Raw genomic sequence first — 12,123 nt, 5'->3', positions numbered from 1 at the left:
ACCGGAGAAAAGCAGGCTTTTATGATCAAGACCGCCTGCTAGGACAAAATCTGGAAGCGCAGTCCCTCCAGGTGTGATGTCACGGAGTTGCGGCCGCCGGCCATTCGAAATAAGCTGCGGCATTCGTTGTGGTCATAAGATGAATTAGCAAATGAATACAGAAGATCGTAAGCCTGCACCGAGGCGCTCGCGTGGTCGGAGATCCTTATCAGCGGATGTTGAAGACGCACTTCGAGCGCAAATCGATGCCGGCTACTATGCGCCTGGAGACAAATTGCCCACCGAACCAGCCTTGATCGATAAGTTTGGGGTGAGCCGAACAGTCGTGCGCGAGGCGATTGCGGCTCTGCGTGCCGATGGACTCGTCGAGTCGAGGCAGGGCTCGGGCGTATTCGTGATCGGTCCACGGCAGGCCGATCCGGGGCTCCGGCTATTCACTGGCGAAACGGACAAGATCTCTGACATCATTGAAGAGCTGGAACTGCGCATTGGCATAGAAGTGGAGGCGGCCGGGCTGGCGGCCGTGCGGAGTGCTCCGGCCCAGGAAGCAGAGATTCAGGCGCAGGTGGAGCGGTTTTCCCGCTTGGTTGCGGAAGGAAAGCCGACGGACGAGGCGGACTTCCAGTTCCATTTGGCTATTGCGACGGCGACCAACAATGCCCGCTTCCGCACCTTCCTCGAGCATGTCGGGCGGCGCATGATCCCGCGCGTGAAGTTCCGCACGGTGATGGGGGGCGTGGATCCGCTGCCGAGCAGGGATGCTCCGATTCTCGATGAGCATCGGGAAATCGCCGAGGCCATCCTGGCGCGCGACCCTGATCGCGCGCGAGAGGCGATGCGGCGCCACCTTGTTACGGGCATCAAACGCTATCGCTCACTGACCGCGTGGGGTCAGGGACAAAAAAAAGATGACATTGATTGACTCGTCTCAAAAGTCATCATATGAATTGCCCCGTCTTAAGCTTGCTGCACGGGAGGAAATTCGTTGTCGCCTGAAGAAATCAAGTCGCGTGTCGCTTCGGGGCTGCTGTCCTTTCCTGTCACGCACTTCACGCCGGATCACCAGCTCAACCTGAACAGCTATCGCCACCATGTGGAGTGGCTGTCGGGCTTCGAGGCCGCCGCCCTGTTCGCCGCCGGCGGCACTGGTGAGTTCTTTTCGCTTTCGCCGTCCGAAGTGGGAGAAGTAACGAAGGCCGCCAAAGACGTGTCGGGTAATGTGCCGATCATAGCGGGCTGCGGCTACGGCACCTCGCTCGCAGTCGAGTCCGCGGCGATCGTGGAAAGGGCGGGTGCCGACGGTATTCTCCTGCTTCCGCACTATCTGACCGAGGCGCCGCAGGAAGGAATCTACGCGCATGTCAAGGCGGTCTGCGATTCCACGAGCCTGGGCGTCATTCTCTACAACCGAGCCAATTCCGTAGCCAATGCCGACACGGTCGCGCGCTTGGCGGATGCCTGTCCCAACCTGATCGGCTTCAAGGATGGCACCGGCAAGGTGGATCTGGTGCGCCACGTGACGGCCAAGCTTGGTGAGCGGCTGTGCTACATCGGTGGCATGCCGACACATGAACTCTTCGCCGAGGGTTTTAACGGCGTGGGAGTGACCACCTATTCCTCGGCGGTTTTCAACTTCGTGCCCGAACTGGCGCAACGCTTCTACCGAGCCATGCGTGCTGGTGACCGGGCGACGATGGAGAACATTCTTCACACCTTCTTCTTTCCCTTCGCGGCGCTTCGCGATCGCAAGGCAGGCTACCCCGTCTCCATCATCAAAGCAGGCGTCGATCTGGTCGGCTACACGCCGGGCCCCGTTCGTCCTCCGCTGGTCGACCTGACGGGCGAGGAGCGAGAAATGTTGCGCAGCCTGATTGAGGCAGCGCGCGGCTGACGGGAACGGTGGGCGGACGCCGAGAGAACGGCGCCGTTCTATGACGCAAATTCCAAACTTCATCGTTTCACTTTCGGGAGGAGTGCAAATGGCAATAAAATCAGTTCACATCGTCGCGGGCGCAATGTTCCTTTCGGGTTTGGCCGGCCACGCCACTGCTCAAAACGCGTCCGAAATTAATATCGTCCTGCCGGAGCAGCCGGCGAACCTCGAGCCCTGCGGCACCATTATCACCAATGTCGGCCAGATCCTGAGCCGCAATGTCGTCGAGCCGCTGACGGTCATCGATCCCGCAAACGGTCAGGCGACCCCCAGTCTCGCCACGCAATGGACGCAGACCGACCCGAACACGTGGCGGCTCAAGCTACGCGAAGGCGTGAAGTTCCAGGATGGCGCCGCATTCGACGCCGAAGCCGTCAAGTACTCGATCGAGCGCATGACAGGCGGCAAGGTGACCTGCAGCAATATCGCCAAATTCGGCGCCGCCAAGCTCACGGTGACAGTGGTCGATGACCTGACGGTGGAGATCAAGTCGGATAAGCCGCAGCCGATCCTGCCCACGCTACTCAGCGTGGTGATGGTCGTCTCTCCGAACACGCCAGCGGACAAGGCGGTCAACGATCCGATCGGGACCGGCCCTTTCAAGCTCGCTAGCTTCACGCCGCAGACGGTGGTGCTGGAAAGTTTCGACGGTTACTGGGGCAAGAAGCCGGCAATCACCAAGGCCAGCTATGTCTGGCGTCCGGAATCCTCGATCCGCGCCGCCATGGTCGAAACCGGAGAAGCCGACCTCACGCCGTCCATCGCGATCCAGGACGCGACCAATCCGGACACGGACTTCGCCTATCTCAACTCGGAAACGACTGCGATGCGCATCGATGCCGGGTTCGCTCCCCTTGATGATGTTCGTATTCGCAAGGCGCTCAACCTCGCAATCGACTGGGAGGGACTCGCTCAACTCTTCGGAGACGATGTCCAACGTGCGTCGCAAATGGTCGTCGTTGGCATCAACGGCCACGATGATAAGCTCGCGCCATGGACCTTCGACGCCGAGCAGGCGCGCGCGCTGATTGCCGAGGCAAAGGCAGCAGGCGTTCCGGTCGACACTGAAATCGAGCTCATCGGTCGCAACGGCATCTATCCGAACGGTACGGAAGCCATGGAAGCCATGATGGCCATGTGGCAGGATGTCGGCCTCAACGTGAAGCTCACCATGCTGGATGTGAACGACTGGCTGCGTTACCTGCAGAAGCCGTTCCCCGAAGGCCGTGGGCCGAACCTCCTGCAGATGATGCACGACAACAACAAGGGCGACGCCGCCTTCACCATTCCGATCTTTTACACCTCAGAGGGCAGCTATTCGACGGTAAGAGAGCCGGCGCTCGACAAGGAGATCGCCGATGCCATGGCGGCCACCGGAGAGGATCGCACGACCAGGTTCAAGGCGATCTTCAACAAGGTACATGACGAACTGGCCCTGGACATCCCGATGTTCCACATGATCGGTTACACCCGCGTTGGCACGCGTCTTGACTGGAAACCGGACATTACGACCAACAGCGAGATTCCGCTCGCAAATATCGGCATCAAGAATTGAGCCGCAATATGCCGGGCGAGCGTGGAAGATACCTTCTGCGCTCGCTTGAACTCCTAGGTGAAACCAGAGGTTCCGGATGATGCTCGGTTATATCGGCCGGCGCGCGTATCACAGCATCATATCGCTGATCGGTCTGCTGACACTCGTCTTCTTCCTCACGCGCCTGACGGGTGATCCCTCGGCGCTCTATCTGCCACTCGATTCCAGCCTCGAGGCGCGAGAAGCCTTCGCGCGACTCAACGGTCTGGACCAGCCTATCCACGTGCAGTTCCTGCAATACCTGCAGAACCTGCTGTCGTTGGATTTCGGTCAGTCGCTGCGCCAGAACCGGTCCGCCATCGACGTGGCGCTCGAAGCCTTTCCGGCCACGTTGAAACTCGCCTTCGTCGCAATGACACTGGCAACGGCGCTTGCCATCGTCGTCGGGGCCCTGGCCGCCGCACGGCCCGGCAGCCTGTTTGACCGTACCGCCGGCCTTGTGTCGCTGGCCGGCGCCAGCACGCCGGACTTCTGGATCGCGATCGTCGGCATTCTTGTCTTCGCCGTCGGGCTCGGAATTCTGCCCACCTCCGGCACGGGCACCGGCCTGCACTGGATCATGCCGATCGCAGTGCTGATGCTGCGCCCCTTCGGTCTTCTGGTGCAGGTGGTGCGCGGCACGATGATCTCGGCGCTCGCCTCGCCCTACATCAAGACCGCTCATGCAAAGGGCATGATGCGCCGCAAGATCATCTTCGGTCATGCCCTGAGAAATTCGCTGCTTCCGGTCATCACAGTCGCGGGAGATCTGGCCACGGGCCTGATAAACGGCGCCGTCGTCGTCGAAACCATCTTCGGTTGGCCGGGCATAGGCAAGCTGATGATCGATTCCATCATCCAGCGGGATTTCGCCGTCGTGCAGTCGACGATTCTCGTCACCGCCGTCGCCATCTTCATCGTCAACATCGCGATCGATCTGCTGTATGTCACGCTCGATCCGCGTATCCGGTATTGAGGGAGCGGACCATGGCCGAAGTGACGGTGCTATCCGTGAAGTCGCCCGGCAGCCTTCGGCAGCTGGCCATATATCTTGCCCGCGACAAGCTGGCGCTGTGCGCGGCGCTCTTCCTCATCGTGCTCATCGCATGCGTGCTGGTCGGACCGCTCCTGGTGGGTGACCTCGCCGGCAAGCTCGGGCTGCGGCAGCGCAATCTGGCGCCATTTTCCCTGGAGCATGGTTTCATATACATCCTCGGCGCCGATACGCTGGGGCGCTCCATTCTGGCGCGGCTGATCGTCGGCGCACAGAATACGCTTGGCATCGCTGCCGCCGCTGTCTTCTGCTCCATGGTCGCAGGCGGCATGCTTGGCCTGATCGCCGGCTATTCGGAGCGCTGGTACAGCCATGTCATCCTGCGTCTCGCCGACGTGATCATGAGTTTCCCCTCGCTGCTACTGGCCCTGATCGTGCTTTACACGCTCGGCCCCAGCATGATGAACCTGGTCATCGTGCTGGCGATCACACGCATGCCGATCTTCATCCGCACGGCGCGCGCCGAAGTGCTGGAATTGCGCGAGCGCATGTTCGTCAGCGCCGCCCGCTCGATGGGTGCGAGCTCTGGCCGCATCCTGTTCCGGCATATCGCTCCGCTCGTGCTGCCAACGCTGGTAACGATCGCGGCAATCGATTTCGCGACCGTCATTCTGGCCGAATCCTCGCTCAGCTTCCTCGGCCTCGGCATCCAGCCGCCGGACTTCACGTGGGGGGCCATGGTTGCGAATGGCCGCGGCTATCTGGCATCCGCGTGGTGGATTGCCTTCTGGCCGGGACTTGCCATCCTGCTGACGACCCTTTCCCTCAACATTCTCGCCAGTTGGGCGCGGACCGTTGCCGATCCGCTGCAGCGCTGGCGCCTGCAATCGCTGCGAAAGGCCCCGCGATGACCGCGTCGGACAAGCCAATTCTTAAGATCGACAACCTGACGGTCGACTTCCTGTCCGAAGGCGATCCGGTTCGGGCCGTCGACGATGTGTCCTTCGATGTCTGCCCCGGGGAGACTTTGGTGATTCTCGGCGAAAGCGGTTCCGGCAAGAGCGTCAGTACCGGGACAGTCATGGGGCTTATCGACTGCCCGCCGGGCGACATCGTCTCCGGCTCCCTGATTTTCGATGGAACGGACCTGTCACGGCTCGATGAAGAGGAGCGGCGCGAGTTGAACGGGCGTCGCATTGCCATGATCTTTCAGGATCCGCTGGCCTATCTCAACCCTGTCTACACCGTAGGGCGACAGATCGCCGAAGTCTTCGAAAGTCATCGCGACGGCGATGCCGGTCCGGTGCGGGACAAGGTCGTCCATCTGCTGGAACGCGTCGGTATTCCGGAAGCGGAAAAGCGGATCGACTATTATCCGCATCAGTTTTCCGGTGGCCAGCGCCAGCGCGTGATGATCGCGATGGCAATCGCGCTGAAACCGGACATCCTGATCGCCGACGAGCCGACTACGGCGCTGGATGTGAGCGTCCAGTCGCAGATCCTCGAACTGTTGAGGGACTTGCAGCGCGAAACCGGCATGGCGCTGATCATGATCACTCACGATCTTGAAGTTGCCGCGGCAATGGCGGACCGCATCATTGTCATGAATGGCGGAAAGGTGGTCGAGAGCGGCCCCGCGCAGGATATTTTCACCAATCCGGGTCATGCCTATACGCGCCGGCTGATGTCGGCATTGCCGCATGCCGGTTCGTCGCCGAAACAGCCGCGAGCCGAGATCAAGGGCGAGATTCTGTTGCAGGTTGAACACCTGAGCAAGCATTACATACTCGGTTCCGGCCCTTTCTCGTCCAAACGGGAATTCCGGGCCGTCGACGATGTCAGTTTCACTGTCCGGCGCGGAGAGACAGTGGGTATCGTCGGCGAATCCGGTTCGGGCAAGTCGAGCATTGCGCGCATGTTGCTGCGGCTCAACGATCCGACGTCCGGCAAGGCGCTGTTCGCCGGCGCAGATATTTTCAAGCTGGAAGGCAAGGCGCTGAACGGCTTCCGACGGCGCGTGCAGATGGTGTTCCAGGATCCGTTCGGCTCGATGAACCCGCGCATGAACGTGCGCTCGATCGTTTCAGAGCCGTGGGTGATCCATCGCGACATTCTGCCAAGAGCGCGTTGGAAAGACCGTGTCGTGGAGCTTCTGGAACTCGTGGGCATGAAGGCCGAGCATGCCGAGCGCCATCCTCACCAGTTTTCCGGCGGCCAACGTCAACGCATCGCGATTGCTCGCGCTCTGGCCAGCGAGCCGGAACTGATTGTGTGCGACGAGGCGGTCTCGGCGCTCGACGTGTCGATCCAGATGCAAGTCATCGCGCTGCTGGCCGATCTCCGCGGCAGTCTGGGCCTCTCCTACGTCTTCATCACGCATGATCTGCCGATCGTACGGGAGTTTGCCGACCGGATACTGGTGATGCAGCAGGGCAAGGTCGTGGAGGAAAGCGAGACGGAGATACTTTTCAACAGTCCGAAGCACCACTACACAAAGTCGCTGCTTAATTCGGTGCCCCGGCCCAAATGGGCATGACATCCAGCTTCCCGCACAATCGCAGCACCGGTGTCGATTTGTGGCGCTACAGTACCGCGGCTCGTTGCTCCAACGTCGAGGAAGGAAGGTCAGCGTGGCTGAGGCAAAGGTGCGGGAAAATTAATCGTTCGAGAAGCAAGCGCAGTCATTTCCGACGGTCCCTGAAATGCAGGGGGATGACCTCGGCGTTCCCTAGTCCAAAATTGCGGGCGTCATCCTGGGCGTCCGCCGTCTCTAGGGGAATACCAATTATTGTAGGGAGCCGGTGCTCGATCCCTAGGATCGCTGCCATTTCCCGAAACTGCGCCTCCACCCCGGAATTTGCGCCTTCAGGGCTCGGTGCTTGTCAGGGGACGAGGTTAGAGGGAACGACGTAGTCGGCCAGGTAGGTCTCGAACGCTTCCGTCGTTCGATGGCGGTCGATCAGCTCGAGGAAGGCGACGGCCATAAGCTCGGTATCGGCTTCCGGCACGATGTCGTAACCGTTCACCTTCAGAATGGAAGCCACTATCGAAACCGGTTCGCTTGTTGCCCTGTTCAAACGGATGCGCCCTCGCGACGCCTCCATGTAGGAAACCGCGAGGGAGGGCGTCTACGCCAGGTTGGTATTCCCAGAAATTGTGGATGCCACCTTCGTGCCCCGGTTTTGGGCCTCAGTCGACCGCCGGTCACGGCGGCAATTATTTCCGTTTTCGGAGTGGAGGCCCCGGTCCGGCGACCACCACACGCATGGCCGCTTTGCGAAGCTAGGTGCGGAAGCTTTGCGCCTCAGCTTCGAAAGAAACTTTAGGAGGATAAGCTCAGCATGACATTGCTTTAGTGTACATGTTAGAGCTTCGGATCGAACCGTCTGCTGTTTGGGCGACGGAAAGATATCTCCAGATGGTGGAACGAAACGGGGTTGGTAATTGGCTACGCTACAGGACGTGGCTTCGAAGGCCGGATGTTCTCTCGCGACTGCAAGCCGGGCTCTCACGCTCAAGGGCTCCGTGAGCGAGGCGATGGTGCTCAAGGTCCGCCGCGCTGCCGCCGAGCTCGGCTACCGGCCGCTTGCTTCCACGGGCAAAGCCGAAAGGCGACACGTTGTAGGAGTTCTTATACCCAGCATCACAAATCCGGTTTTCTCCTCTTCCCTATCGAGCATCGAAAACCGCATGCTGATAGCCGGACATGGTGTTTTGATAGCTCAGTCTCATTACGATCCGGCGCGCGAATTGGATGCCGTCTCGGCTCTGCTCAACGAGAAGCCGACCGGCCTAATTCTGACGCTCTGCAGTGCCGACCGAAACAATTGGCCAGCCCTGCCGCTACCACCGACCGTTCTGCTTCATAACCGCCCGACGGAGCGTTTTCCCTCGGCAGTTACAGTGGACAATTTTAAGGCCGGGCGTGAACTTGCGATGCTGCTGAGAGAACTCGGGCACGAACGCATTCTGTTCGTATCCGGGAGCTTTGTTGCCTCCGACCGGGCACGCCTGCGCTACGACGGTTACTGTCAGGCAATGGCGGAGACGGGACTTGAGCCTTTGCGAGCGATGCAGATCGCCTTTATCGGCGAGTACGACATGCTCGACCTGGGGGTTGCCGTGGCCGATGTTCGGCCGACAGCGATAATTGCTTCCAACGATATTCTAGCCTTCGGCGTCATAGGCGCCCTCCGCCGTGAGGGCTTGTCGGTCCCGGGCGATGTGTCGGTTGCGGGCTTTGATGGAATTTCTCTTGGGCGGATAATGGATCCGCCGCTTACCACAATTGAGATGCCGGATGCCAGCATGGGTGCGGCTGCCGCGTCGCTTTTGCTCGACATTGCCGAGAATGCTGCACCGCCCCGTCATCTTCAAGTGGACTTCTCGTTACGACGCGGTGGCACGGTGCGAGCGATCTCGGAATAGTCCTCCTCCTCGAGCCCGACGTGCGCATGAAGTGACCGTGTAACCGCCGCCTCCCATTGGAAGAGCGGCGGCACGAACCTGTCAGCTACGCGGCAGCAGTCGCTTCACGTCCTTTGCCGCGTCGTCCAAGGCTTCTTCCGGCGTGGCCGACTGGTCGACAACGCGGGCAGTGTTATCGACGATCGTCTGGGTGACGCGGACGCCGTTCGAGCCCGGAAAAGCGTACCACGGGATCATCCGCGGCATCTGCTTCAGCCCGGCCTGGAAGAGCGGGTTCTTCTGGTAGAACTCTCCGAGATACTCCGGCGACTTAGCGGCCAGTTCGTTGTTCGGAACGTAGCCCGTGCCCGGCACAACCACTGACGCGCCATACGGGCCGGCGGCGAACTTTGCGAACTTCCACGCAGCATTCTGCTTTGCTTCGTCACGGGTCAGGATGACGACGGCGTTGCCACCGGTCGGCAGCTTGCCGTTTTCCGGGTCGAGAAGCGGGATTTCAGCGGTACGAAGGTCGAACTTGTCGCCGACATTCTTGATCGTGTTGCGCAATGCTCCGGTGGTCTGGAAGGCAAAGCCTACCTTGCCGGCGACGAATGCCTGTTCGCCGGCCTGCTTGGTGAAGACCGGCATACCGGCTTCCTTGACCAAGCGATCGACGACCTTCATCGCCTTTTGGCCTTCCGGACCGTTGAAGGTGACCTTGCTTTCGTCTTCGGAGAGCATGGTGCCGCCGGCGCCGAAGAGAAGCGCGGAGAACATCCAGTCGTCACCCTGCCAGCGGAAGTCGACGGAATCGACGCCGTTGCCAAGAGCCTTGATTTTGGCGCCTAGGTCGATGACCTCGTCCCAGGTCTTCGGCGGCTGGTCTGGGTTGCCACCGGCAGCCTTAACCAGATCGGCATTGTAGTACATGATAGGGTTGGAGGTGGCGAATGCCAGACCGACCTGCTTGCCGTTGACCTGTGCGAGCTTCAGGATCGTATCCGAAAAACCCTGCTCGACCATGGACGCCTTGTCCTTGGCGATCAGTGGCCCGAGATCGACCGGGACATCGCGTTCATTAGCCATGCGCAGCCGGTTCAGGCCGATGAAAGTCAGGTCTGGCATTTCGGACGTGCCGACCTGGCGCATGATCGTCTGGATGCCTTCCTCATAGGTCGCGGAAGGATTGGCGAACTGAATCTTGATGTCCGGGTTCTCTTCCATGAACTTCTTCGAAATCGTGTCCATCACGTCCTTGAAGAAGCCCGGCATCGGATAATGCACGGTGAGCGTGGTTTCGGCATGGGCCGGAAGCGAGAACGTCATGGCGCCTGTTATGGCGACGCTCGCGGCGGCAAGGATCTTGGTGAAATGCTTCATCGCATGGCTCCTGGTTCGGGGCGGCTTGGGAGGAGACGACCGGTTAGCACAAGGGTCAGCCCTTGAGGCCGGTCATGGTGATCCCTTCGACGAAGCGCTTCTGGGCTAGCAGAAAGGCTACGACGAGAGGGGAAGTGATGATGAGGGTTGCGGCCATCAGGGCGCCGTAGTCGTCGCCGGCTTCCGCGGCGCGGAAGTAAAGAAGACCAAGTGGCGGCGTGGCATAGGCCTGGTTCGAAACGACGATCAGCGGCCAGTAAAGGTCGTTCCAGTGGGCGACGATCGAAAAGATTGAGAAGGCGGTGATCGCGGGCCAGGCATTCGGCACGATGACCCGGGCGATAACGCCGATCTCGCTCATGCCATCGAGGCGCGCAGCGTGGATCAGGTCGTTCGGCATGGCACGGAAGAACTGCAGGAACAGGAAGATGCCGAAGACCGAGATGGTGAAGGGGGCGACCAGCGAGACATAGCTGTTCAGCGCCCCCGCCCGATCGAAGGCGACATAGAGCGGCAGTGCTGTCGCGTGGATAGGCACCAGCAGACCGAGCATGATGAGAACCATCATCGCCTTGGCCGCGCGGAACTTCAGTTTTGCCATGGCGTAGGCGCAGGGGATGGCGACCACCACCTGGATCACGAGGATGATCAGGCAGACCAGGATACCGTTGAACAGCAGCGTCGGCATGTGCACGCGAGACCACGCCTTGGCGAAGTTTTGCCCGTAGAACCAGTGAGTCGGGATCAGGTTGAGTGACGACGTGAAGATGTCGCTCTGCGCCTTGCCGGCGGTCGAGATCATGAAGATGTAGGGCACCAGGAAAACGATGGCGCCGAGGCTGAGGATCGAGAGCCGGGCAACGCGGCCGAGCGACATGGAGGGGGTGAAAGCGTTCCGGCTCATACGTAATGCACCTGCTTGTCCTGAATGCGATATTGCAGAAACATCAGCACGACGAGGATGGCGAGGAAGACGACTGTCATGGCGGAGGCATAACCGACGCGCAGGTACACGAAGCCCTCCTGGTAGATCGTGTAGAGCAGCACTTCAGACGCCTTGTTCGGTCCGCCTTCGGTGAGCGTCTTGACCGTTTCGAACACCTTGACCGAGTTAACGACGCTGACCGTGGTGACGAAGAGCGTGGTCGGCCCGAGCATCGGCCACGTGACCAGCCTGAAGCGGTCCCAGGCGGTTTTGGCGCCATCGACTTCGGCTGCGGCGTAAAGTTCACGAGGAATGGCGGTGAGGCCGGCAAGGAAGAGCACGAGGTTGAAGCCGACCGACTGCCAGATGCCGATGATCGACAGGCTGTAGAGCACGGTGTTTGCGGCACCGAGCCAGTTCGGACCGGAGATGCCGATCATGGCGAGCATCGTGTTGATCGGGCCGATCGTCGGATGGAAGAGATATTGCCACACGGTTGCCATTGCGACGAGCAGCGAGGCGACCGGTAGGAAATAGGCCGTGCGGAAGAAGGAGCGACCGATACCTTCGGCCTCGATCAGCATCGCGAGCCCCAGCGCCATGAAGATCGAGATCGGCGTGACGATCACCGCATAGACGCTCGTGTTCCACAGCGACTTCATGAAGGTGCGGTCGCCGAAGAGCTCGACATAGTTGTCGAAGCCGACGAATTCGAAGCTCGGATAGCCGAGCTCAAAATTGGTGAAGGCAAGGGCGATCACCGCCACGACCGGCAGGATGACGAAAACGAAGACGAGGAGGATGGCGGGCAGCGAAAGGAGCATCCCGACGCGGGCCTCCTGCCGTTCGGCGGCAGAGCGCCGAGTCTTCGGGACGGCCGGAACCGCGCCGATAGAAGTTGCGGCCAT

General features: G+C 60.5%; 11 protein-coding genes. 7 read left to right on the top strand and 4 right to left on the bottom strand.

Annotation, left to right across the window (positions count from 1 at the left end; genetic code table 11):
* The first annotated feature begins 151 nt into the window (after positions 1 to 151).
* The 6 genes from EV130_RS09580 to EV130_RS09555 all read left to right on the top strand — a co-directional run bounded on the left by EV130_RS09580 (position 152) and on the right by EV130_RS09555 (position 7,036).
* Positions 152 to 922 (top strand): FadR/GntR family transcriptional regulator, encoded by a 771-nt coding sequence (locus EV130_RS09580; protein WP_074060301.1) that lies wholly within the window; start codon positions 152 to 154, stop codon positions 920 to 922.
* Positions 923 to 985: 63 nt separating this feature from the next.
* Complete coding sequence (gene kdgD, locus EV130_RS09575) at positions 986 to 1,891, top strand: 5-dehydro-4-deoxyglucarate dehydratase (RefSeq protein ID WP_074060302.1); 906 nt, start codon at positions 986 to 988, stop codon at positions 1,889 to 1,891.
* An 88-nt stretch (positions 1,892 to 1,979) separates the two neighbouring features.
* The gene (locus tag EV130_RS09570) at positions 1,980 to 3,488 is read left to right on the top strand and encodes an ABC transporter substrate-binding protein (protein ID WP_081377027.1); all 1,509 of its coding nucleotides are present in this window, start codon (positions 1,980 to 1,982) and stop codon (positions 3,486 to 3,488) included.
* A gap of 79 nt (positions 3,489 to 3,567) precedes the next feature.
* Positions 3,568 to 4,482 (top strand): ABC transporter permease, encoded by a 915-nt coding sequence (locus EV130_RS09565; RefSeq protein ID WP_074063060.1) that lies wholly within the window; start codon positions 3,568 to 3,570, stop codon positions 4,480 to 4,482.
* A gap of 11 nt (positions 4,483 to 4,493) precedes the next feature.
* Positions 4,494 to 5,411 (top strand): ABC transporter permease, encoded by a 918-nt coding sequence (locus EV130_RS09560; RefSeq protein WP_074060303.1) that lies wholly within the window; start codon positions 4,494 to 4,496, stop codon positions 5,409 to 5,411.
* Positions 5,408 to 7,036: an ABC transporter ATP-binding protein gene (locus EV130_RS09555; RefSeq protein WP_074060304.1), complete on the top strand. Its 1,629-nt coding sequence runs from the start codon at positions 5,408 to 5,410 to the stop codon at positions 7,034 to 7,036. The genes EV130_RS09560 and EV130_RS09555 overlap by 4 nt, the downstream gene beginning before the upstream one ends.
* Positions 7,037 to 7,382: 346 nt before the next feature.
* On the opposite strand, the gene EV130_RS32520 is transcribed toward EV130_RS09555, so the two are convergent.
* Positions 7,383 to 7,544, bottom strand: a complete 162-nt coding sequence (locus EV130_RS32520) for a hypothetical protein (protein ID WP_155774408.1) — start codon at positions 7,542 to 7,544, stop codon at positions 7,383 to 7,385.
* A 400-nt stretch (positions 7,545 to 7,944) separates the two neighbouring features.
* Between EV130_RS32520 and EV130_RS09550 the strand changes: the two genes are divergently transcribed.
* Positions 7,945 to 8,928: a substrate-binding domain-containing protein gene (locus EV130_RS09550; RefSeq protein ID WP_132660103.1), complete on the top strand. Its 984-nt coding sequence runs from the start codon at positions 7,945 to 7,947 to the stop codon at positions 8,926 to 8,928.
* Positions 8,929 to 9,009: 81 nt separating this feature from the next.
* On the opposite strand, the gene EV130_RS09545 is transcribed toward EV130_RS09550, so the two are convergent.
* From EV130_RS09545 to EV130_RS09535, 3 genes are read right to left on the bottom strand one after another with little or no spacing between them, the layout of a single operon-like run.
* Positions 9,010 to 10,290: an ABC transporter substrate-binding protein gene (locus EV130_RS09545; protein WP_074060307.1), complete on the bottom strand. Its 1,281-nt coding sequence runs from the start codon at positions 10,288 to 10,290 to the stop codon at positions 9,010 to 9,012.
* A 55-nt stretch (positions 10,291 to 10,345) separates the two neighbouring features.
* Positions 10,346 to 11,194 (bottom strand): carbohydrate ABC transporter permease, encoded by an 849-nt coding sequence (locus tag EV130_RS09540; protein WP_132660101.1) that lies wholly within the window; start codon positions 11,192 to 11,194, stop codon positions 10,346 to 10,348.
* Positions 11,191 to 12,123: a carbohydrate ABC transporter permease gene (locus EV130_RS09535; RefSeq protein ID WP_420493378.1), complete on the bottom strand. Its 933-nt coding sequence runs from the start codon at positions 12,121 to 12,123 to the stop codon at positions 11,191 to 11,193. The genes EV130_RS09540 and EV130_RS09535 overlap by 4 nt, the downstream gene beginning before the upstream one ends.

Source organism: Rhizobium azibense (genome assembly GCF_004342325.1).
Taxonomy (GTDB): Bacteria; Pseudomonadota; Alphaproteobacteria; order Rhizobiales; family Rhizobiaceae; genus Rhizobium; species Rhizobium etli_B.
Note: the sequence above shows the minus strand (reverse complement) of the source record. Positions and strands in the feature narration are given on the sequence as shown.

Bases quoted from the DNA above. Each gene is read 5' to 3' on its own strand.
- EV130_RS09580 (WP_074060301.1), top strand. From the start codon at position 152: ATGAATACAGAAGATCGTAAGCCTGCACCGAGGCGCTCGCGTGGTCGG.
- EV130_RS09545 (WP_074060307.1), bottom strand. From the start codon at position 10,290: ATGAAGCATTTCACCAAGATCCTTGCCGCCGCGAGCGTCGCCATAACA.
- EV130_RS09555 (WP_074060304.1), top strand. From the start codon at position 5,408: ATGACCGCGTCGGACAAGCCAATTCTTAAGATCGACAACCTGACGGTC.
- EV130_RS09540 (WP_132660101.1), bottom strand. From the start codon at position 11,194: ATGAGCCGGAACGCTTTCACCCCCTCCATGTCGCTCGGCCGCGTTGCC.
- EV130_RS09535 (WP_420493378.1), bottom strand. From the start codon at position 12,123: ATGGCCGCAACTTCTATCGGCGCGGTTCCGGCCGTCCCGAAGACTCGG.
- EV130_RS09560 (WP_074060303.1), top strand. From the start codon at position 4,494: ATGGCCGAAGTGACGGTGCTATCCGTGAAGTCGCCCGGCAGCCTTCGG.
- EV130_RS09565 (WP_074063060.1), top strand. From the start codon at position 3,568: ATGCTCGGTTATATCGGCCGGCGCGCGTATCACAGCATCATATCGCTG.
- EV130_RS09570 (WP_081377027.1), top strand. From the start codon at position 1,980: ATGGCAATAAAATCAGTTCACATCGTCGCGGGCGCAATGTTCCTTTCG.